General features: G+C 41.5%; 23 protein-coding genes. 3 read left to right on the top strand and 20 right to left on the bottom strand.

All coding sequences use genetic code 11. The features are described 5' to 3' along the window. Positions 1–130 precede the first annotated feature (130 nt). The 20 genes from PGQ33_RS07075 to PGQ33_RS06980 all read right to left on the bottom strand — a co-directional run bounded on the left by PGQ33_RS07075 (position 131) and on the right by PGQ33_RS06980 (position 19,282). The gene (locus tag PGQ33_RS07075; RefSeq protein WP_243000045.1) at positions 131–412 is read right to left on the bottom strand and encodes a type II toxin-antitoxin system RelE/ParE family toxin; all 282 of its coding nucleotides are present in this window, start codon (positions 410–412) and stop codon (positions 131–133) included. A gap of 13 nt (positions 413–425) precedes the next feature. Further along, entirely contained in the window at positions 426–689 is a 264-nt protein-coding gene (locus PGQ33_RS07070) for a type II toxin-antitoxin system prevent-host-death family antitoxin (protein WP_117835667.1), read from the bottom strand. Between the two features lie 80 nt (positions 690–769). After that, positions 770–1,645 carry a YitT family protein gene (locus tag PGQ33_RS07065; RefSeq protein ID WP_117835665.1) on the bottom strand — a complete coding sequence of 292 codons (876 nt, stop codon included), beginning with the start codon at positions 1,643–1,645 and terminating at the stop codon, positions 770–772. 310 nt (positions 1,646–1,955) lie between these two features. Continuing rightward, on the bottom strand, positions 1,956–3,851 hold the full coding sequence (locus PGQ33_RS07060) for an ABC transporter ATP-binding protein (protein WP_270205524.1): 1,896 nt from the start codon (positions 3,849–3,851) through the stop codon (positions 1,956–1,958). Next, a complete protein-coding gene (locus PGQ33_RS07055; protein WP_117835661.1) occupies positions 3,851–5,602 on the bottom strand; it encodes an ABC transporter ATP-binding protein in 1,752 nt (583 codons plus the stop codon). The genes PGQ33_RS07060 and PGQ33_RS07055 overlap by 1 nt, the downstream gene beginning before the upstream one ends. Then, on the bottom strand, positions 5,599–6,066 hold the full coding sequence (locus PGQ33_RS07050) for a MarR family winged helix-turn-helix transcriptional regulator (RefSeq protein ID WP_022220303.1): 468 nt from the start codon (positions 6,064–6,066) through the stop codon (positions 5,599–5,601). Before PGQ33_RS07050 ends, PGQ33_RS07055 begins: the two co-directional genes overlap by 4 nt. A 125-nt stretch (positions 6,067–6,191) precedes the next feature. Further along, a complete protein-coding gene (locus tag PGQ33_RS07045) occupies positions 6,192–6,962 on the bottom strand; it encodes a YibE/F family protein (protein ID WP_270205523.1) in 771 nt (256 codons plus the stop codon). After that, positions 6,956–8,038, bottom strand: coding sequence for a YibE/F family protein (locus PGQ33_RS07040; protein ID WP_270205522.1), 1,083 nt, complete (start codon positions 8,036–8,038; stop codon positions 6,956–6,958). Before PGQ33_RS07040 ends, PGQ33_RS07045 begins: the two co-directional genes overlap by 7 nt. A 54-nt stretch (positions 8,039–8,092) precedes the next feature. Then, on the bottom strand, positions 8,093–8,668 hold the full coding sequence (locus tag PGQ33_RS07035) for a hypothetical protein (RefSeq protein WP_270205521.1): 576 nt from the start codon (positions 8,666–8,668) through the stop codon (positions 8,093–8,095). Between the two features lies 1 nt (position 8,669). After that, the gene (locus PGQ33_RS07030) at positions 8,670–9,509 is read right to left on the bottom strand and encodes a metal ABC transporter permease (RefSeq protein ID WP_117556992.1); all 840 of its coding nucleotides are present in this window, start codon (positions 9,507–9,509) and stop codon (positions 8,670–8,672) included. After that, positions 9,506–10,216, bottom strand: a complete 711-nt coding sequence (locus PGQ33_RS07025) for a metal ABC transporter ATP-binding protein (RefSeq protein ID WP_270205520.1) — start codon at positions 10,214–10,216, stop codon at positions 9,506–9,508. Before PGQ33_RS07025 ends, PGQ33_RS07030 begins: the two co-directional genes overlap by 4 nt. 8 nt (positions 10,217–10,224) lie before the next feature. Next, entirely contained in the window at positions 10,225–11,217 is a 993-nt protein-coding gene (locus PGQ33_RS07020; RefSeq protein WP_270205519.1) for a metal ABC transporter substrate-binding protein, read from the bottom strand. Between the two features lie 95 nt (positions 11,218–11,312). After that, complete coding sequence (locus PGQ33_RS07015) at positions 11,313–11,612, bottom strand: hypothetical protein (protein WP_270205518.1); 300 nt, start codon at positions 11,610–11,612, stop codon at positions 11,313–11,315. A gap of 42 nt (positions 11,613–11,654) precedes the next feature. Further along, positions 11,655–12,071: a Fur family transcriptional regulator gene (locus tag PGQ33_RS07010; protein ID WP_270205517.1), complete on the bottom strand. Its 417-nt coding sequence runs from the start codon at positions 12,069–12,071 to the stop codon at positions 11,655–11,657. A gap of 33 nt (positions 12,072–12,104) precedes the next feature. Then, positions 12,105–12,308: a hypothetical protein gene (locus tag PGQ33_RS07005; protein ID WP_243187846.1), complete on the bottom strand. Its 204-nt coding sequence runs from the start codon at positions 12,306–12,308 to the stop codon at positions 12,105–12,107. A gap of 193 nt (positions 12,309–12,501) precedes the next feature. Next, on the bottom strand, positions 12,502–13,743 hold the full coding sequence (locus PGQ33_RS07000) for a M20 family metallo-hydrolase (protein WP_270205516.1): 1,242 nt from the start codon (positions 13,741–13,743) through the stop codon (positions 12,502–12,504). 217 nt (positions 13,744–13,960) lie between these two features. Continuing rightward, complete coding sequence (hypD, locus tag PGQ33_RS06995) at positions 13,961–16,333, bottom strand: trans-4-hydroxy-L-proline dehydratase (RefSeq protein WP_117835654.1); 2,373 nt, start codon at positions 16,331–16,333, stop codon at positions 13,961–13,963. A gap of 4 nt (positions 16,334–16,337) precedes the next feature. Further along, positions 16,338–17,246 (bottom strand): trans-4-hydroxy-L-proline dehydratase activase, encoded by a 909-nt coding sequence (locus tag PGQ33_RS06990; protein ID WP_195250478.1) that lies wholly within the window; start codon positions 17,244–17,246, stop codon positions 16,338–16,340. A gap of 232 nt (positions 17,247–17,478) precedes the next feature. After that, positions 17,479–18,318, bottom strand: a complete 840-nt coding sequence (locus tag PGQ33_RS06985; protein ID WP_118198570.1) for a C39 family peptidase — start codon at positions 18,316–18,318, stop codon at positions 17,479–17,481. 226 nt (positions 18,319–18,544) lie between these two features. Next, complete coding sequence (locus PGQ33_RS06980; RefSeq protein WP_270205515.1) at positions 18,545–19,282, bottom strand: peptidylprolyl isomerase; 738 nt, start codon at positions 19,280–19,282, stop codon at positions 18,545–18,547. 176 nt (positions 19,283–19,458) lie between these two features. On the opposite strand from PGQ33_RS06980, the gene PGQ33_RS06975 reads away from it, so the two are divergent. From PGQ33_RS06975 to fucO, 3 genes are all read left to right on the top strand, one after another. Beyond that, positions 19,459–20,817: an MATE family efflux transporter gene (locus PGQ33_RS06975; RefSeq protein ID WP_270205514.1), complete on the top strand. Its 1,359-nt coding sequence runs from the start codon at positions 19,459–19,461 to the stop codon at positions 20,815–20,817. Positions 20,818–20,819: 2 nt separating this feature from the next. Beyond that, positions 20,820–21,380, top strand: a complete 561-nt coding sequence (locus PGQ33_RS06970) for a TetR/AcrR family transcriptional regulator C-terminal domain-containing protein (RefSeq protein ID WP_008374533.1) — start codon at positions 20,820–20,822, stop codon at positions 21,378–21,380. A gap of 116 nt (positions 21,381–21,496) precedes the next feature. After that, complete coding sequence (gene fucO / locus PGQ33_RS06965) at positions 21,497–22,642, top strand: lactaldehyde reductase (protein WP_270205513.1); 1,146 nt, start codon at positions 21,497–21,499, stop codon at positions 22,640–22,642. Positions 22,643–22,922 lie beyond the last annotated feature (280 nt).

The raw sequence follows: 22,922 nt of genomic DNA, 5'->3' as shown, positions 1-22,922 counted from the left end.
ATATCAGCTTCTTTCCTTTGATGAAAATCTGATTTCTGACACTCTTGGTCTCCTTTTTCCTGCACTAAAAAAACGCCACAAATTGTGACGTTTTTTAGTACCTTTTATATTTCAGTGAGATTTCTTGATTCTAAAACTCACTTTTTCCATATTTTACAGTTACCACTGCAACAACTTTTTCATTTTCAAACACTTCATAAATGATAATATAGTTTTCTACAGTCAACTGCCTATATTCTTTAAAAGCATAAAATCCATATTTTCTTTCTGCCCCTCGATATGGCTGTTCTTCCAAACTTAAAATTGCTTTTTCAAGTTTTTCTGCCAGTGCAATTGCATTATCAGCATAATTACTAACAAGAAGTGCCTGCTCGTATATCTTATCAATATCTCTATATTCCTGTGGAAACATTTTTACGGTATATTTATCCCAAATGTTTCCTCCTGAGTTCTCCCAATGCCTCACATGCATCTAATAACTCTGCACCTTCTGCGACTTCCCGTTCTGCTTCAAAAATTGCCTTATCAATCTGATTTGTGCTGAGTAATTCTTCATAAGTTTCCATACTCATAACTACTAAATCTCCATAACCATTTTTTGTAATAAATACTGGTTGCTGTTGTTTGTGACATATTTCAGATATTTCATTTGTATTTCTTAAATCTGTAATTGGTTTTATTACTGGTATTGTAACTCCTCCTTTCTTTGTACATTATTATAACAGAATATTGTACATTTATCAATTTGCAAACCTGATGGAGTAGATCACTAACTTCTTTCTTCATTTTCCAAAACCTTCTGCTGATATCTCATGTCTGCCACCGTGTACACTGTGATGAAAGCCTTCGGATCAAGATTATTGATGTAATTCATGAGTTTCTGATACTCATTTTTATCTACGATCGTAATGATCTCGTGTCTTTTATCTAAATTGTACGCTCCGATGGCATCATAAATGGTCGCTCCACTATGAAGCTCATGCAGAATAAAATTCCGAAGTTCTTCTTCATACTTTGTAATAATACATACTCTTCGTTTCAGATTCTGCCCGAAGATAAAATGGTCTACCACCATCCCATTAAAATAAGTACCAAGAACGCTTAAAACCACCGTCTTCTTATCATATACAAGTGCTGCCGAAAGCGCCACACACATACCGGCTAAAGACATGGCTTTCCCCAATTCGATGTGCAGATATTTATTCATGATCTTAGCCACAATATCAAGTCCGCCGGAAGAAGCATTCATATTAAAGAGAATACTGAGTCCTACACTGACTACCAGAACATAACAGAGGACATCCAGTTCCTGGGTTTTTGTCAGGGAACCGATATTCGGGAAAATCCGTTCAAAAATGCCGATAAATACCGGCAGTAAGATACTGGTATACACGGTTTTCGTACCAAATTCCCGTCCACATGTTATGAATCCGATGATCAAAAGAACAACATTCAGGGCCATCGTGATCACTGAAAGCGGTAAAGGTATAAAATTCGTAAGAATAATTCCAAGACCGGAAATACTGCTGACCGATGCATGGCTCGGCACCAGAAAGAAATAAACCGCTGCAGCGATAATTGCCACTGCAGCGGTAAGTGTAAATAGTTCCCATGCAACTTCTTTGCAATTGATTTGTTTTTTCATTCCCAAACCTACCCTATCATGACATTTTTATAGAACTGCTATTTTACTTCTCTGCTCGGAAGGACTTGCAGTGCTATATATACAAGTATAGCGTATGCACAAAAAAATTGATAGTATTTTTTAATTTATGTAAATTTTGTTGAATCCTGTTGTTACTGTTCACTCCCGTGTCAATCACTACGCTGATTGGCACGGAGGATGCACGTTTTATCTTGAACGGCATCTCGCCCATCGCCAAAGGCGATTTAAAATGGCGAGATGCGTTGCTGGTCACAGGTACTGTGAACAGTAACATCCTGTCTTTTGAATCTTATTCAGCAATTGCATTCCCGGTGTACAACTGATAATATTTTCCCTTTTCTGAAATCAGTTGGTCATGGGTACCTCTTTCGATAATGCGTCCCTGTTCCAGAACCATGATACAGTCGGAATTCCGAACCGTAGACAGACGGTGTGCGATCACAAACGTAGTACGTCCATGCATCAGTCTGTCCATGCTTTCCTGAATAATACGTTCAGTACGCGTATCAATAGAGCTTGTAGCCTCATCCAGGATCAGTACCGGCGGATCTGCAACTGCTGCTCTGGCAATTGCAAGAAGCTGTCTCTGTCCCTGGCTTAAGTTTGCCCCATCCCCGGTGATGACCGTATCATATCCTTCCGGAAGTCTGCGGATAAATCCATCTGCATTTGCCAATTCTGCTGCTGCAAAGATTTCTTCATCTGTTGCATCCAGTTTTCCAAAACGGATATTTTCTTTTACCGTTCCTGTGAACAGATGTGTATCCTGCAGTACAATTCCAAGGGAACGTCGCAGATCCGCTTTCCGAATCTTGTTTATATTAATTCCATCGTAGCGGATTTTTCCATCCTGAATATCATAAAACCGGTTGATCAGATTTGTAATGGTTGTTTTTCCTGCTCCTGTCGAACCTACAAAGGCAATTTTCTGTCCTGGCTCTGCATACAATTTCACATCATGAAGCACGATCTTATCATTATTGTACCCGAAATCCACACCATCAAATACTACATTTCCCTTAAGCTCAATATAATCTACCGAACCATCTGCCTGATGTGTATGCTTCCATGCCCAGCATCGGGTATGTTCCTTACATTCTATAAGTTTTCCATTTTCTTTTTTCACATTGACCAGAGTCACATACCCGTCATCTACTTCCACTTTCTCATCCAGAAGGGTAAAGATACGCTCTGCTCCTGCAAGTGCCATTACAATAGCATTCATCTGCTGGCTGACCTGGTTGATCGGCATACTAAAGCTTTTATTGAATGTCAGAAAGCTTGCCAGTGCACCCAGTGTAAATCCTCCCACACCATTCAGCGCAAGGGCACCTCCGACAATCGCACAGACTACATAACTGATATTTCCGATCTGCGCATTCAAAGGTCCGAGGTAGTTTGCATAGGTATTCGCACGGTCTGCGCTTACAAAAAGTGCCTCATTCAGCTCTTTAAATTCTGCCTTACTTTCTTCCTCATGGCAGAAGACCTTGACAACCTTCTGCCCATTCATCATTTCTTCAATATAACCATTGACTTTTCCAAGATTTTTCTGCTGTTCCAGGAAATATTTCCCACTCTGTCCGGCGGCTTTCTTGGTACCAAATATCATAATTGCAACCATGATCATCGTCACAACCGTAAGTGGAATATTTAAGATCAACATACTGACAAATACACTGATGATCGTAAATCCGCTGTTGATGATCTGCGGAATACTCTGGCTGACCATCTGCCGCAGGGTATCGATATCGTTCGTGTAAATTGACATGATATCACCATGTGCATGGGTATCAAAATATTTGATTGGCAGCTTTTCCATATGTTCAAACAGCTCATTACGCATATTCATCATCATTCCCTGTGTCACATTGATCATGATACGGTTATATGCGTAAGTCGCAACGATTCCGATTCCGTAAAATACCGCAACCCTTTCAATTGCATGTGCAAGCGGTGAAAAGTTCGGTGTACCGTCAGACAGCAAGAACGGTGTAATATATTTGTCGATCAGATCTCTTGTAAACATCGTTCCCTGCACATTTGCGATAACTCCTACAAATATAAGGATAAATACTGCAATACAATGAACTTTATAATCACGGAAAATGTAGTTTATCAGACGCATCAAAAGTTTCCCCGGATATTTCACTTTATTCTGTGGTCTTCCCATCGGTCTTGGCATTATGCTTCACCTCCGTTTTCATCAAAATCTCCTCCGCCCTGAGTCTGCGATTCGTATACTTCGCGGTAAATTTCATCGGTCTTCAGCAATTCTTCGTGTGTACCAAATCCATGAACCTGCCCTTCATCCATAACGATGATACGGTCTGCATCCTGCACACTGGATACACGCTGTGCAATGATCAGCTTTGTTGTATCCGGGATTTCTTCACGGAATGCACGGCGGATCTTCGCATCTGTAGCAGTATCTACCGCACTGGTACTGTCATCCAGGATCAGGATCTTCGGTTTCTTAAGCAGTGCTCTTGCAATACACAGTCTCTGCTTCTGACCACCGGATACGTTATTTCCTCCCTGCTCAATGTGGGTATTATATTTATCCGGGAAACGCTCAATGAATTCATCTGCACATGCAAGCCGACATGCTTCCATACATTCTTCGTCGGTCGCCTCTTTGTTTCCCCAGCGCAGGTTATCCAGAATACTTCCGGTAAACAGTACATTTTTCTGCAATACAACAGATACCTGGTTTCTCAGTACTTCCAGATCATAATCCTTAACATTCTTTCCGCCAACCAGGATTTCTCCGCCTGTCACGTCATACAGACGACTGATCAGATTCACCAGACTCGTCTTCGCACTTCCGGTTCCTCCAATAATGCCAATCGTCTCACCGGAATGGATGTCCAGATTGATATTCTTCAGGACTTTCTCTGCACTGTCTTTTTTGTAAGCAAAATCTACATTCTTAAATGAAATACTTCCATCTTCCACTTCATAAAGCGGATGTTCCGGATTATGGATATCGCTGGTTTCACCCAGTACTTCTGCTATACGCCGCATACTTGCCATACTCATGGAAATCATGACAAATACCATAGACAGCATCATCAGACTCATCAGAATGTTCATACAGTATGCAAGAAGACTCATCAACTCTCCTGTTGTCAACGATTTCACTACGATCATCTTTGCACCAAACCAGCTGATCAGGATGATGCAGGTATAAACAGTGAACATCATGATCGGTGAGTTCCATATAACATTTTTCTCTGCTCTTACAAAAATATCGTAAATATTCTTACTTGCATACTGAAATTTACTTGTTTCCTGTTCTTCTCTTACATATGCTTTTACTACACGGATCGCAGATACATTTTCCTGAACGGATGCATTTAAAGCATCATATTTTGGAAATGCCTGCTGGAAATAAGCCGTTGCATGACGAATGATAAAGAAGAGAATCACTCCCAGGATCACAACTGCCACAAGGTAAATACTTGCCAGTCTGGCATTGATCATAAATGCCATCACCATTGCACAGATCATACTTGCCGGTGCTCTCATCATCATACGCAGCATCATCTGGTACGCATTCTGCACATTGGTCACATCTGTTGTCAGACGTGTAACCAGACCTGCTGTACTGAAATGATCAATATTTGCAAACGAATAGGTCTGGATCTGATCGAACATCTTATTTCTCAAATTCTTCGCGAACCCGGTCGAAGCCTTTGCTCCGTATCGTCCTCCTGCCATTCCGGCAAGCAGGCCACAAAATGCAGCCACGATCATAATTCCACCAACTTTGTAAATATGGTGAATATCTCCGGTATTGACACCCTTATCGATAATAGATGCCATCAGAAATGGAATCAATGTCTCAAACAATACTTCCAGAATCATAAAAAACGGTGTTGCGATCGATGCCGCTTTATATTCTTTTACTTCTTTTAATAAAGTCCGAATCATGAATTCTCTCCTTTCATTTTTTCCATATTGTAATAAACTTTATCGATCACATGCATAAATGCATGTAATTCTTCTTCTGTAATGCCTTCTTCCAACTGCGCATCCATTTTCTGAAAAATTTCTCCCAGTTTTTCATGGTTTTCCCGTCCTTTTTCTGTCAGCATTACTTTTTTCAGACGCGCATCATTTGCAACCGATGCACGGCAAATGTACCCTTTTTTCTCCAGAGTCTGGATAATATTTGTTACCGCTGAACGGCAGATACCAAAATACTTTTCTATATCTTTCTGATAAATTTCCTTATCCTGATGTTCATATAGATAGCGTAAGATCCAGCCATGCATCAGGGCAATCTCATCCAGTCCTTCTTCTTTTACACGCATTTCCAGCAGTTTTGAAATCGAACGGTCTATCCGGTGCACCTGATGTCCTACGTGGATTCGCTCTTCACATCCTTCACACAAATGACTTTCCTCCTTCCACTTTTTGCTTCTTCAAAAAAAGAAAACTGTTCACGAATAAATTGTTCATTCGTAAACAGTTTAATCTTAAACAAGTTTATCACAGATATTTCCCTGCTGTCAACCTGCTATTTACTATTTTCCATCCAATCAAAAAGCTCACAGTTTTTTGCGACCAAAACCGCTGAAACCGGCATTATCATTGTGCAGGAGATTGCTCCAAAAATCATGGAAATACAGTTCTGAAAAAGAATTTTGGAGTTGAGCAACAGCTCAATGGAGTAATTCTGCATTCTCAAATACGCGAATAACAACAGCGATTCTCCCAGATATGCAAACAATAACGTATTAACCGTTGTTCCGATCACATCTTTTCCAATCTTCATTCCACTTTGAACCAGTTTGTTCATTTTGATATCCGGTTTATGACATTTCACCTCATATACGGAAGTTGTTACTGTCAGTGCCATATCGATCACAGCTCCTAACGTGCTGAGTACAATTACGGCTGTTGCAACCTTGGGCATACTGATATCCAGGTTCATATTATAATAGAAAACATCTTCTCCGGCTGCCTGGATCTCATTCAAGCCTCCCGCCCCACTTTTCCATACGACCAGATAAATAAATGCAAATAACACACACATTGTAATTGCAACCGCAAGAAATGCACTCCAGGTTTTAATATTCGTCCCATTTTGATAAAACAAAGTGATACAGGAAATTAAAATTCCTGCACCGGCAGTAACCAAAAACACGGGTGCTCCGACGGCATAAAGCCAGATTGCAAGACTCAGGCACAAAATATTTCCAGCCAGAGCGATCAGAGACATGGCGCCTCTGTCCCCTCCAACAAGCACTATTACTATCATTAGAATCAGTCCCAATATGATCAACATCTTTTTTCCCTCTTTTTCACAGATAGTTTCATCATAACTGCTGTTATGAAAATAGACACTGGGATCGCCAGTACAATTCCGATACTTTCTACAAAGAAACGGCATAATTCACATGGAATATGCAATTTTACAATGGTAACAAAACGCACCTCATTGTTCATCCGGATCAAACATGTAGGGATCAGACCGCAGCCAAACACAAACAACAGCACATTGATCATTGTTCCCATAATGTCATATCCGATCTCTCTGCCCGAACGGAAAAGTTCCACAAATTTTACTTCCGGTTTCTGCTCAACAATCTCGCTTAAAGCCACCGATATGGCAACCGCCACATCCATGATGGCACCGAGTCCTGACAACAGGATCTCTGCATGGAAAATTTCATCCGGATTATCAATACTGCCCAGATATTCCATCGTCGAATAATCCAGTTCTTCCATATGCTGCATAACAAGATCAAATATCCCCATGATCATAAGCAGGACACATAGTGTTGTCAATAGTGCGGCAAAAGTTTTCCTGTGGATTCCATTTAATCCAACAAGCGTTACCACTGCAAAAAAAAGGATCAGTCTGCTACATACACTTAGAATTTCCGATGTGTCATCCGCCGTCCAGAAACCGATCACAAAAATCAGGATATTCATCATTGCTGTTATGATCGTCAAACCGCCCTGCCGTCCGGCAATCCCAAGGAGCAGAAGTGCAAGGAAGCCAAGCATAACAACTAGCATCGTATCCCGCTTTACTCCAATGATCGATGATCCTTTATAAAACACCCGGTCACCTTTATGGTATTTTTGGTCAGCCATTTCTGTTGTTGTGTATTCATTGGCAATCCGGACTTCTTTTCCTTTGTCTTCTCCGTTTAGGATCTTACCATAAAGACTCTGCTTATATTTCGTTTCTTCTGTTCCACGTGTACTTTTGCTTTTCCCTTCTACAATTGTCACCACTTTTGTCACTTTCACGATCGGTGTCTGATACAGCCAGGCATCATTCATGACAAACAAAATTGCCAGCAGATACAACACACCTGCCACACAATAAAATCTTCCTTTTTGGTTTTTCATCAAATATCTGCTAATCTTTTTCCCGTATTCCTTCATGATTCATCTTTTCTCTTCTTATTCTTTTATCTGCATATCCGCATCTGTGATCCTGCAATACAAAGTCTCATCATTTGGTTCTTTATATGTCTCGAACGTTCCCTGAACGATAATTTCTGTTTCCTGTTCCGGATAATCTTCATCCGACAATTCTTCCTCATTTTTCCGGACAAATTCCAGTCCCTGCGCGCAGCACGCCAGCGCATCTTTGATCACGCAAAAATGATAGGTATTCCCTGTCGCTTCATCCTTACTTATATAATAATTCCCGTCGATCCGGATTGTTTTTCCTTCATACTGCTCCGGTTCCATCATCATCTGGTAAACTGTCGCGTAAACCATATCACTGTTCATTTCTGTAAGATCATAATCTACATCTTCTGTCTCCGTATTTTCTGAAGTGTCTGTACTTTCTTTTTTCTTGTCCTTTTCCTCTGTCTGTTCCTTCTGTTCTTCCGCTTTTGTCTGTTTCTCTAATACATCATTAACAGATTTCCCGTTATTCACTTTCTTGTTGCTGCTTGCATTATCTCTGCATCCGGTTATCAAAAGAATTCCCACAAACAATATCAGCCATTTCTGTAATTTTTTCACTTTATTTCCCTCCCGCGATTTTTTCGATCATGCAGCAGATCAAAAAGGCCACAATATCGGCTGCCACGATCGTTGAACCAACCGGTGTTCCTGCCAGGATTGACAAAAGCATCCCACTGATCGCACAGCACACAGATAATACAACCGAACATACCGTTACACTGAAAAATGTTTTAAAGATACGCATCGCGGATAGTGCTGGAAAGATGACCAGTGCCGAGATCAGTAACGAGCCTACCAGGTTCATTGCAAGTACGATGATCAGCGCTGTGATCACGGCGATCAGCAAATTATAACGGTCTGCCCGGATGCCTGTTGCCTTTGCGAACGTTTCATCAAAGGTTACGCAGAAAATTTTATGATAAAATACGATAAATAACACAACAACCACAACCGACAATACCACACACAGCCACACCTGTTCAATCTTCAATGTCAAAATAGAAGTAGATCCAAATAATGTAGTACATACATCTCCTGAAAGATTAGGACCTGTCGCAAATACATTCATAAGCAGATAACCGATTGCAAGTGCTCCAACTGAGATCATTGCAATCGCCGCATCTCCTTTTATTTTTGTATTTTGTCCTGTCCGTAATAATAAAATCGCACATACGACCGTTACCGGAAGGATAAACAGCATATTGTTTGTAATATTTAAAACCGATGCCACCGCCATCGCTCCAAATGCAACATGGGATAAGCCGTCTCCGATAAACGAAAATCTTTTCAATACCAGTGTCACTCCAAGCAAGGAGGAACAAAGTGCGATCAGTACGCCAACGATCAATGCATACCGCACAAAAGGATATCCCATATAAAATATCAGCTTTTCTATCATTTTTTCCCTCCTGTATTTTCCAGAGTTCTTCTCTTTGTATGCGCTCGCAGATAATTTTCTTTCGATTCAAAAATAACTTCCTGACCAATCTGCAGGATATGACTTGCATATTCCATTGCCCCACGGATATCATGTGATATCATAATGATCGTTATCTTGTCTTCCCGGTTGATCTTCTCAATTAACCGATACATTTCTTCTGTCATTTGTGGATCCAGCCCGGAAACCGGTTCATCCAGAAGCAGAATTTTCCTGGTCGCACAAAGTGCTCTTGCAAGCAGAACTCTCTGCTGTTGCCCTCCGGACAATTCTCTGTAGCAACGTTTTGACAGATGAGTGATCTGCAGTTTTTTCATCATCTCTTCTGCGTATTTTTTCTCTTTTGTACGGTAAAACGGCCAGAAGCCAAGGTGATTCTGACATCCGGAGAGAACAATTTCTCTCACGGATGCCGGAAAATCTTTTTGCACCTCTGTCTGCTGTGGCAAATATCCGATTTCATTCTTCTTCAGTCCATCATAGAATTCTATTTTCCCGCTCACCGGTGGTAAAAGTCCCAGTAAAGTCTTCATAAAAGTAGATTTCCCAGCCCCATTTTCCCCGATCACACACAGATAATCCCCTTTCTTTACCGAAAGGTTTATATTCTGCACGACTGTTTTTCCTTCATATCCGATTGCCAGATCCCGACATATAATTTGTGCCATATTCCCTCCTACTGCAAAGCTTCTTTTAATACTTCAAGATTCTTTTCCATCACTGACAGGTAGGTTGTGCCATTCTTCACATCATCCGATGTTGTAGACTGCATAGTATCCAGTGTCAGGATCTTCTGATTTTTCTCTTTGGTGTTCTCAATGATCGTCTTTGCAATTTTCTGATTGGAATTTTCAATCGCCATGATATCCTTTAGTCCCAACTCATCTACTTTATTCGCCAGGAATGAAATTGTATCAAAGCTTGCTTCACTTTCTGCCGAGCATCCGACAAATGCAGCATAATAGTTTAATCCATAATCATCTACCAGATAACGGAATGGAAAACGATCACCAAACAGCAGTGTTTTCTGTGACGCGCCATCAACAACTTCCTGGTACTTAGCATCCAGGTCTTTCAGCTTTTCACTGTATGCAGATGCATTCTCCTGATAAATATCCTTATGATCCGGATCTGCTTTTTCCAGCGCGTCTGCAATTGCCTTACTCAGCACTTCTGCATTTTTTACAGACAGCCATACATGCTCATCATATTCCGGTTCTTCTTCCTCTCCGCCTTCTTTCTCTTCTTCAGGCTCCATTCCTTCGATCACTTCTTCCTCTTTCGCATTGTTTCCAAGTACATCGAGCAGATTGACCACCTGCATATCTTTATTCTTCGCCTGTTTTAACGCATCATCCACCCATGCATCCGATTCGCCGCCGACATATACGAACAGATCACAATCCGATACTTTCATGATGTCCTCTGCAGTCGGCTGATAACTGTGCAGATCCACACCATTGTCAAGAAGCATGGTGATATCCATCTGATCCGCTTCTTCTCCCGCAATCTGACGTACCCAGTCATATTCCGGGAAAATGGTTGTCACAACTTTAATATCAGAATCTTTCTGAACTTTTGTTTCTTTATTGGAATTTTCCTTCCGGCAGGCAGAAATGCCCAGAGTCGCCATCGCAGCGACCAGTAGAATTGCTATATACTTTTTCATGAATAAAACCTCCATTATCTACACTTATTAAAAAATGGTACACCAAAGGAAAGGTATGACTTTTCATACCCTTTCTGCTTTATAAAAAGTTTTATTCAATCATTTAATCTTACCTTTTGATGAACTAACGAAATGGACAAAATGATCCAGAGCCCCGGTAAAGCAACAGTTTCTGCGATAAAGATCACCGGACTGGCGAAAAATCCTACTGCAGGTGTTGTTCCCAGATTCCGAAGGACCTGCTTTGCCTGATGAACGCAGGCACAGATTGGGCAGTCCTTTCCCGTACAGTTATGATTTTCCTCTCTGGCAACAAAAAAAAGAGAAGCAAAGGTTACAAATATAAGAAAAATACATATAACCGCTGCCATACTTTTTTTCTTTCCTGTATCCATCTCCTTCTCCTTTCCCAGATTTCATCTGTTAATAAATTTTATCTATTCTTTCTTACTGCATTCACCGCAGATTCCGTAAAACACGGTACGATGCGGATCCATCTGAAAATCATGATGCTGCTGCATATGCTGTTTTAAGATTTCTACCTCATTGCACTGTAAATGGATCAGCTTTCCACATTTCTCACATTTACAATGATAGCAGTTTTCATGTTCTTCCCCATGATCTCCGATATATTCAAAACAGGCACTGCTCGAACCGTCTATCACATATTTTGCAACCAGTCCCTCTTTCACCATCTTCTCAAGCTGGCGGTAAATGGTCGTAGTTCCGACGGAAATCCCTTTTTCCCTGAAAAAATCACAGATTTCATTCACAGTAACATGTCTTCCCTGTACCGATTTCAGAAAGGTAAGAATCTCAGTCATTTGTTTTGTTTTATATGGTGCTTTTGTCATACTGACCTTCTCCCTTCAATTTGGAAATCGTTTTCATTTTATCACATTATTTTTGTATGTCAATGGAATTTGAAAATGTTTTTCATTTTTGTTTTTCATTTTACAATAAAATTTCCCACATAAACTTTCGTCTATACGGGAAATTTTTCTTTCTGTTATCTTCTTTTTCTTCTGACCACCCTGGTTGTTCCGTGCACCTTTGCTGCCTTGTCCACCACCTGACTCTGCATACGACAATGTGTCCTTCCCCCCTTCGTACTTGGATTTTACTTTCTGACTCTTATTGATGTTCTTATACTTAACAGCATCAGAGCAGGCAACCAAATCTTTGATTTCTAAGTCTATGCCGATTCCATCATCATTAAGCGTTTTGTTGCATAAAGGAGCTGGCTTCTTTTATCCTCCGGATTCGCTTCTCTGATCAGATAGCTTAACCGACAAGATTTTCCATAGTATCTGCCAGCACCTGCGCTCCTGCAAATATGTCTTCCCATGCCGTATCTTCATATGGTGAATGACTTACGCCTCCGATACTTGGCACGAAAATCATTCCCACATCGCAGATATGTGCCATCGATAAGGTATCATGAAACGGACCACTTGGCATACGCATATATGTATATCCCCGCTTTTTGCACACATCTTCAATTGTGTCTACGATTGCTTCATTCATCATCTCTGCCTTTGCATCTTTCAAACACTTCTGGGTACTCTCTACATGAAATCTGTCCGAAATTTTCACTGCCGCTTCTTTTATTTCCCGGATTCCCTGTGCCCTGCGCTCCATATCTGTATCTCTGATGTCGATCGTATAGTCTACTCTTCCCGGAATCGTATTGATTCCACCCGGATGTACTTTGAGTGTTCCTACTGTTGCCACAAACATATCTCCCAGACGGGATGCTATTTTTTCTACTTCTGCAATATAATTTGCAGCAGCCGTCATTGCATCTTTCCGCATATTCATCGGTGTGCCGCCTGCATGATTTGCTTCCCCCTCAAAGCTTCCTTCAATCCAGTATGGACCTTTGATCCCGGTTACAATCCCTATCTGCCTGCTTTCCTGTTCCAGCACAATTCCCTGTTCAATATGAAGTTCAACAAATTTTTCATATTTATCTGCGTGCACTGCCTCTTCCAGTTTTTCCGGATGATATCCGCACTTTTGCATTGCCGCCTCTTCACTGATGCCCTCATTGTCTGTATATTCACTAAGCGGTCGTTCCATTCCAAGACCGGCAATTACCTTACTTCCGACCATACCTGCATTAAATCTGGCACCTTCTTCATCTGTAAAAAGAATTACTTCAAACGGGCTTTTTAATTTTACATGATTTTCTTTCAGGCACTGTGCCACTTCAATCCCTGCTATGCTTCCGAGTAATCCGTCAAATTTTCCTCCATTTCGTACCGTATCGATGTGGGAACCTGTTGCGATCACACCATGCAGCTCCTTTTCATTCCAGTTATCCGGATACAGGCGTCCCATAAGATTTCCAGCTGCATCGATTTCTACCTCCAGTCCTGCTTCCAGCATCATCTCTTTTGCCATCATCCGCGCTTTCGTCTCTTTTTCGCCGAACGCCAGACGTGTATAACCGCCTGTCTCATCCCGGCTCATCTCATTGATCCGCTCTATCCTTTCCTTTAATCGCTCCTGCTTGATCTGCATATCCATTACTCCTTCCTACTGTAATTTTCATTCTGCTCCCACTCTCTTTTCTATCTTGATAGTACATCAAATAGCTCTCAGAATCCACGATATTCTTACCAAAATTTTTCTTCCCGGTTCAAAAAATAACAGAAGCACCGCACACAGATTACTCTCTGCATTGCGGCGCTCCTGCTTCTTCCTTTATTTAACCTTTTTCAATTTCTCTGGTTATTTTCTATTCGAATGACTGCTCTGTACGGTTGATGATCTCATCCTGAAGCGGTTTGCTTAAGTTACGGAAGAAATCACTGTATCCTGCAACACGCACGATCAAATCTCTGTAATCTTCCGGATGCTTCTGCGCTTCCTGCAGAGTCTTTCTGTCGATAACGTTGAACTGTACATGATGTCCATCCATTGCAAAGTAGCTGCGGATCAGACTTGCCATATTGTCAAGACCTTTCTCTCCTGCTACGACGTCCGGTGTGAACTTCTGATTCAGAAGTGTTCCTGCTGTAGCAAGATGATCCATCTTAGCACATGATTTGATAACTGCTGTCGGTCCGTTCACATCTGCGGATTTCTCCGGTGAAATACCTTCTGAAACCGGGATATGTGCTTTACGTCCGTTAGCTGTTGCTCCGATCACATCTCCGAAGTAAACATGGCAGGTTGTAGGAAGCATATCGACTCCGTACTTTCCGCCTCTCATAGTCGGACGTCCTGTGATCAGGTCATGATACAGATAAAATACGTCCTGCATCAGATCATCTGCGTAGTCATCATCGTTACCATATTTTGGTGTCTTGTCATGAACCATACGGTAGATTGCATCGTATCCTTCAAAGTTGTGATCCATTGCTTCGATCAGTTCTTCCATTGTGAAGTTCTTCTTGTCAAATACATTGTATTTAACAGCTGCAATACAGTCTGTAACGGTTCCAATACCAACACCCTGAATGTAGTTCGTGTTGTATCTTGCTCCACCTGCATTGTAATCTTTTGCATTACTGATGCAGTCGTTTGTTACAACGGAAAGACACGGTGCCGGCATATTTTCTGCATATAATCTCTCGATTACGTTGTTTCCACGGATCTTGATATCGATGAAATGCTTCATCTGTTTCTTAAATGCATCCCAGAGCTCATCAAATGTCTTGAAGTCTTTTGCATATCCAAGCTTCAGTCCAAGCTGTTTTCCTGACATTGCATCATATCCATTGTAAAGAGTCAGCTGGAAGATCTTCGGAATATTCATATAACCGGTCAGGATATATGCTTCACTTCCCCATGCACCTGTCTCTACACAACCTGAAGATCCACCACGACGGGCATCTTCCAGAGATTTACCTGCATTGACAAGTTCCATGATCTGGGCTTCTGTATTGTAGAATGCTGGCTGTCCCCATCCTTTTCTTGAGATCTCGCATGCTCTCTTAAGGAAACGTGCCGGTGTTTTCTTGCTGATGGTTACATTAGAGTTCGGCTGTACAAGCTTCATCTCATCCATACAGTCAAGGATCAGGTAGCTGACTGCGTTTACACCGTCTTTACCATCTGGTGTAACTCCACCTGTATTGATATTCGCAAAGTCTACATAAGTAGCACTTTCTTTTAAGGTAATACCAACCTTAACCGGTGCCGGCTGGTTGTAGAATTTGATCCATAAGCATTCAAGCAGTTCTTTTGCTTTCTCGTCATCAAGGATTCCTGCTTCTGTATCTGCTTCATAATAAGAAATCAGATGCTGATCCAGACGTCCCGGACTGAATGCATCCCATGGGTTCAGTTCTGTTGTAACCGCAAGATGTGTAAACCAGTATAACTGGATTGCCTGCCAGAAGGTCTGCGGTTTGTGAGCCGGAACAACTTCCAGGTTGGCTGCGATCTGCTCTAATTCTTTCTTACGTGTAGGATCTGCTTCTTTTTCTGCCATTTCAAGGGCAAGCTTGTGATATCTTTCTCCAAGAATGATAACCGCATCACATGCAATATCCATCGCTTTGAGTTCTTCCATTTTATCGGTAGCTTCCGGATCATTCATGAAATCCAGCGCATCCATAGTCTTTTTGATCTTTTCTTTGTATTCCAGATATCCAACTTTAAAGTTCTGTTCACCACCGCATGTATGTCCAGGTCCTCTCTGCTCCATAAACTCTGTGAACATACCTGCTGAATAGCAGTCATTCCATTCCGGAGTCATAGCTGCAAGGATCTTCTCTCTCATGCTTCGTCCTGACCAGTAAGGAATGATTTCCTTCTCCTGGATCTCACGATCTTCTTCTGTTGTATGGAAAGATACGAGGTCACGTTCACTCATAACTACCATATCTTCTTTGCTGTGGCAGCAAAGTTCCGGGAATGTAGGAGAAGCCTGTGGATCTTTTCCTTTTTCACCAACGATCAGCTCACCGTCTCCCAGATAAAGTGTCTTCTTTGAAAAATATTCTTTTAATACCATGGCTCTCATAACCGGAATCGAATATTTCCCATCATTTTTTCTGTAAAAATCTGTCTCGATTCTTGCTCTTTCGAGATCAATGTGAACCGGTGTTGTAACACTCAGTTCTCTCAGCTTCTGAATTCTTTCATTCATGCCTCTTGCCATTTTCTTATCCTCCTATTTTTGTGTTGGTATACCCTGCATCCTGAAAAAGCTTTACAAAACTTTCCATCTCTTCTTTTTCCGGTGCATGTAAATCAGTTCCCTTGTATTCCATACCCAGCTTCGGATATTTACTGCTTCCTGTGTTATGGTAAGGTAGCAGATTAACCTGTGCCGGATGAATGCCGTGTTTCTTCAGAAAATGAATGGTATCTTCCATGTTCTGCACATTGCCGTTCACTTCTTTGATCGTCGGGATTCGGATGTAAATCCTTGCCCCTGCATCCGAAAGCTTCACCAGGTTATCCAGGATCAGCTTATTGTCAACTCCGATATACTTTTTATGTAATTCCGGATCCATCACTTTTACGTCATATAAAAACGTATCTACATACGGTAAAATTGCTTCAAATTTATCATACGAAACATATCCGCAGGTGTCAATGGTAAGCGAAATTTCTTCTTTTTTAAGTGCTTTCGCGATCTGTAAAATATAATCCGTTGACATCACCATCACTTCCCCGCCGGAAAGTGTGACTCCACCGCCGGACTGTTCATAAAACATCCGGTCTTTCATCAGCTCTTTTACCAGTTCCTTTACCGGATACTCCTGCCCGACAATCTCCCGAATGCCTTGCGGACAGAAATTATCACATTTTCCGCAAAGCTGGCATTTCTCTTTGTCAAGCTCCGGCTTTCCATCTACCATAGTGATGGCACCGTTCGGACAGACCTTCGCACAGGTTCCACATCCGACGCACTTTTCTTTATCACACTGAAGCTCTCTCTCAAAACGCTGTGTCTCAGGGTTGTGACACCACTCGCACTTTAATGGACATCCTTTAAAAAATACAGTAGTACGGATTCCATCTCCGTCATGGATCGAATACTTCTGAATATTCGTTACTAAATTCATGGTAGCTCTCCTTCTTGTCATTTTTCTCTTTAGACTAACGTTTGTACCATAGTCTAAAGATACCAAAAAAACAAAAAATTGTCAATCCTTTGGCAAACTTCTTCTCAAATATTTTTACAATCCTGATCTTCTTTCCTTAAGTAGACGAAACTCTGCACTCAGCTCATCACATATATATAAAAGAAGAGATACTTCACAGACTGTTTTTATCTGCAAAGTACCTCTCACTTCTCTATTGTACATTCTTCAAAATCACACACTGATTACCTCTGGAACGAAAAGCCGATTCAAACTGTGCTCTGTCATAGCTCACAATCCCTTCGATCGGGTCTGCAACAGTCACACTGTCTGCACTGTATCCGATCAGTACAACACAATGATCGTTCATCGCCCAGCTGGCTTCTCTTCCATCTTCCGTATTCCAGCTTTCCATTATCTGACGTTCTTCCATACCAATTGTTCCCCATACAACCACGGGGGTTCCTTCACTTACAAAACGATACAGCTGTTCCGGCTCTGATCCTGTCTCGTCCTCTGCTTTCATTGCATTTCCATTATCTGCAAGATAGCCATCTGCTGCCGTCACGATTGCTCCCGCTCCGCAGCTTAATCCATCCGTCTCTGACTGTGGATTTCCTATAAAATAATTGTAAATATCATTTCCATATAAAGTTTCATTGTCTCCGTAATAAGTGTTGGTCCATCCAACTGTCGGTAAATATTTGAGTGCCATTGCCATCTTATCTGCAGAATATCCATAATAATTCAAAGCCATTGTAAGAGATGTGATCTCACATCCGGTAGGAAGCTCCGGCATCTGTCCTGTAAATGCAAAATCAGAAATACTGCTACTCTCCGGAAGGGGTGTCTTTTTCACCATTTCCGCATTTTTTATCTTCTGCGTCTTTGCTGTCGTTTTCTCCACTGCTGTAACAGACTGTCTTGCTCCTTTGATCTGTTCTAATTTTGCTTCTATATATGTAGTATCTTTTAATGTAAATCCTACGATAACGGCGCCAACCAGTATCCCTGCTGCCGCTGCGATCCATTTTGCTGCACTGCGAATCTGCATTCGTACCTCCGTTTCTTAACACTTCTGTAACAATTCCGTCATATATACTACAACTTTTTTCGTGTTTCGTCAAATCTGCGGGGGAGTTTTCACAAATATTTCATAAATGAGAGTTGGCAGCACAAGTGATTCCAGATAGAAGGATTGCCTGCGCAATGGGTGCAGATCCGATAAAAATTAATCTGTCCTGCTGTTTTTTATCAATCGAATGAAATCCTGGCAAATACTATGCCATATATTTCTTCTTCAGTTCTTCCACCTTCGCGGTATAAGCCTTCTGCTGCTTTTTCTGCATGATCTCACTCTTAATCTGCTCTTTTACATCATCAAGCTTCGCATCTTCGGCTTCTTTCTTATCTTCCACTTTGATCAGATGGTATCCGAACTGTGTCTTGACCGGTCCAACCACGTGTCCGATCTCTGCTGCAAATGCGGCATCCTCGAATTCTTTGACCATCTGTCCTTTTCCAAATTCGCCAAGGTCTCCACCGTTTGCTCCTGACGGGCAGGTAGAAGATTCTTTTGCAACATCCTCAAATGCTTTTCCTCCACTTACGATGGATTCAAGAAGTTCGTTACATTTTTCTTCGGAATCAACCAGAATATGTTTTGCATGAACAGATGCTCCTTTTGCAAATCTTGCTTTGTTTGCTTCAAAATATTCTCTGATCTCTTCATCTGAAATTGTGATTTTCTCAAAAATCTTGCCGATCGCCATTTGTGCAAGGATATCTTTTCTTGCATTTTCCAGAATTGCTTTGAACTTTTCTGTCTCGTCTAATTTTTCTTCTTCACCATATTTTGCAAGTGCATAAACTGCGATCAGCTGATCGACACACTGTTTGCGGAAATCCGGATGGGATGCGTATACCTGCTGTTCTCTCGGAAGGCTTGCGATAAATGCATCTACCTCTGCTGATGTAATTTCATGTCCGCAGATTACTGCTTCAACTGTTTTTTCCATAATTCCTTTGTACTCCTTTTTTCTCGTAGTGTTTCAATTGTACCATTTCATACGGTGTTAGTCAAAGTTGGTTTTATTTCTATGAAACTTCTCTTCATCTGATATCTTTTCTTCCGACTTCATGTTATACTTCGTTTAGGTATGTTTTTTTAGTTTTTTCATTGGAGGTTATTAACATGTCAAACGAAAGTACAAAAACCAATCAGATTACCGAAGGAGTTATCTGGAAGCAATTATTGATTTTTTTCTTTCCTATTGTAGTTGGAACTTTGTTTCAACAGCTTTATAACACCGTAGATGCTGTCATCGTCGGTCGTTTTGTCGGAAAGGGCGCACTTGCCGCAGTCGGGGGATCTTCTGCCGTTCTTTCCAATCTGATCATCGGATGTTTTACGGGACTTGCAAGCGGTGCATCTGTAATTGTTTCCCAGTTTTATGGTGCAAAGGATGAGCGGAATCTGCAAAAGAGTCTGCATACCGCCTATGCTTTTTCCGTTATTCTCAGTATTGTATTTACAATACTCGGATGGGCCTTAACACCATTTCTTTTGAAGCTCATCGATACGCCTGCAGATACACTTGCAGATTCTATTCTTTATCTGCGGATTTACTTTTTAGGTATTTCCGGTACCTTGATCTTTAATATAGGCTCAGCCATCATGCGCTCCATCGGTGATTCTCGCAGACCACTATATTACCTGATCGTCTGTTGTTTTCTAAACATCATCCTCGATCTGGTACTGGTAATCGTATTTGATATGGGAATTGTCGGAGCCGCTATCGCGACCATTATTTCACAGGCAGTAAGTGCAATCCTTGTTACCAATGCACTGATGAAAAAATATGATGACTGCAAGCTTTATCTGAGCAAACTGCACATAGACCTTTTGAAGCTGCGTATGGAATTCCGCATCGGTATTCCAAGTGCACTGCAGGCATTTATGTACAGTATTACCAATATCATTATTCAGGCAGCGATCAATGGTTTCGGAACCGATACTGCCGCTGCATGGGCTTCTTTTGGTAAACTGGATGCGCTTTTCTGGACAGTCAACGGAGCATTCGGAATTGCGATCACAACCTTTGCCGGTCAGAATTACGGAGCAGGAAAAAAAGACCGTATTTTCAAAAGTGTACGTATCTGCCTTGCCATGGCAGTGGCTGTGTGCGGAGGGATCGTACTGTTTTTAGCCATCTTCTGCCGCCCACTGTTCTCAATTTTTACGACAGATCAAAATGTAATCAATATCGGTATTGATATGCTGCGTTTTATGGCACCGTGCTACACTATTTATGTATTTATTGAAGTTCTCTCCGGTGCACTTCGCGGAACCGGCGATGTCCTGCTGCCGACACTGATCACACTTGGCGGCGTATGTCTGATCCGTATTCCGTGGATTATGTTTGTCTTACCGGCACACCATACCACAACCTGTGTAATGCTTAGTTATCCGATTTCCTGGATCACTACCACAGCTTTGATCATACCGTACTATTTATATAGAAAAAACATGCTTACGATTAAGGAGAATTGAACATGGCCAAATCCGAATCTACCAAATACCGGCTCGCCGAAGCAATGAAAACCTGCATGAAGACCACTTCTGTCGATGATATCACCATCCGCCAGATTGTGGAAGTCTGCGGCGTCACACGCCAGACCTTTTACCGCAATTTTCTTGATAAATATGATCTGATCAACTGGTATTTTGACAAACTTCTTCTTAAATCATTTGAACATATGGGCGAAGGTACCACTGTTTATGACGGACTGGTCAAAAAATTTGAATATTTAAAGGAAGAGCACCTGTTTTTCGCTGCAGCATTCCGCTCTGACGATCAGAATTCTTTAAAAGAACATGATTTTGAACTGATTCTGGAATTCTATTCAAACCTTATTTTCCAGAAAACCGGAAGACGCCCGGATGCAGAAACTTCATTTCTTTTAGAGATGTACTGCCGTGGCTCGATTTACATGACTGTCAAATGGCTGCTTGGCGGAATGAAATTTCCGCCTGCGCAGCTTGCAAAACAACTGGTACTTGGCATGCCGGAAAAACTTGTGCAACTCTTCACTGATTTGCATATTTTGTCTTAATTTTTTGTATAAATGTTACACTTTTCATATTCTGTAACTTTTTTTACCACCTTCTTATTGTTAAAATAGTATCAGAAACAAGTGATTTTATCATAAACGAAAAGGAGATATGTATCATGGCAAACAGAATTATGTTAAATCAGACATCTTATCATGGAGCAGGTGCAATCGCAGAGACTGCAACAGAAGCAAAAGCTCACGGTTTCAAAAAAGCTCTTGTATGTTCTGACCCGGATCTGATCAAATTCAATGTTACTTCCAAAGTAACAGATATCTTAGACAAAGAAGGACTTGCTTACGAAATCTACTCTGATATCAAAGCAAACCCGACTATCGAGAACGTACAGCACGGTGTTCAGGCTTTCAAAAATTCAGGTGCTGATTACATTATCGCAATCGGCGGCGGATCTTCTATGGATACTTCCAAAGCAATCGGTATCATCATCGCAAACCCAGAATTTGAAGATGTAAGAAGCCTGGAAGGTGTAGCTCCGACAAAGAAACCTTGCGTTCCGATCATTGCCGTTCCGACAACAGCCGGTACTGCTGCAGAAGTTACGATCAACTATGTAGTAACAGATGTAGAAAAGAAACGTAAATTCGTCTGTGTAGACCCACATGATATGCCGATCATCGCTATTGTAGACCCAGAAATGATGTCCTCTATGCCAAAAGGACTGACCGCTTCAACCGGTATGGATGCATTAACTCATGCGATCGAAGGCTACACCACAAAAGCCGCATGGGAAATGACAGATATGTTCCACTTAAAAGCAATCGAGATTATCTCCAAATCTCTCCGCGGTGCTGTTGAAAACACTAAAGAAGGAAGAGAAGGAATGGCTCTTGGACAGTACATCGCCGGAATGGGCTTCTCAAACGTAGGTCTTGGAATCGCTCACTCAATGGCTCATACCCTTGGAGCAGTCTATGACACACCACACGGTGTTGCATGCGCAATGATGCTTCCGATCGTAATGGAATACAACGCAGACTGCACAGGAGAAAAATACCGTGAAATCGCCCGCGCAATGGGAGTTGAAGGCGTAGATAATATGTCTCAGGAAGAATACAGAAAAGCGGCTGTAGATGCAGTCCGCAAACTCTCTGAAGACGTAGGAATCCCATCCAAACTCGAATCCCTCAAAGAAGAAGATCTCCAGTTCCTCGCAGAATCCGCCCACGCCGATGCCTGCGCACCTGGAAATCCAAAAGACGCATCCGTAGAAGATCTGAAAGATCTGTTTAGAAAACTGATGTAATCAAAAATTTATATAATCTGGCAAGAAATCTAAAATGATATCCACATTCTAAAAATTGGTATCCCACTTGCTTTTCTTGCCAACCAACTAGAAAAAGCAACCCCCACAAATCCCGCCCAAAGTGGAATTTGTGGGGGTGAACTTTTTCTCCCCGTATCTTAGTTGATGCAACCCACTTGAGATATCAGCGCCCGAATCGCCATACATCTTGTTTGGATGCATTGAGGAAGCTGCTCGCATTCTGCATGGACGTCGATCCACAATCATAATCCGAAAACTG

The sequence above is a fragment of the Coprococcus sp. AM100_B19A genome (assembly GCF_027662015.1).
Classification (GTDB): Bacteria; Bacillota; Clostridia; order Lachnospirales; family Lachnospiraceae; genus Allocoprococcus; species Allocoprococcus comes.
Note: the sequence above shows the minus strand (reverse complement) of the source record. Positions and strands in the feature narration are given on the sequence as shown.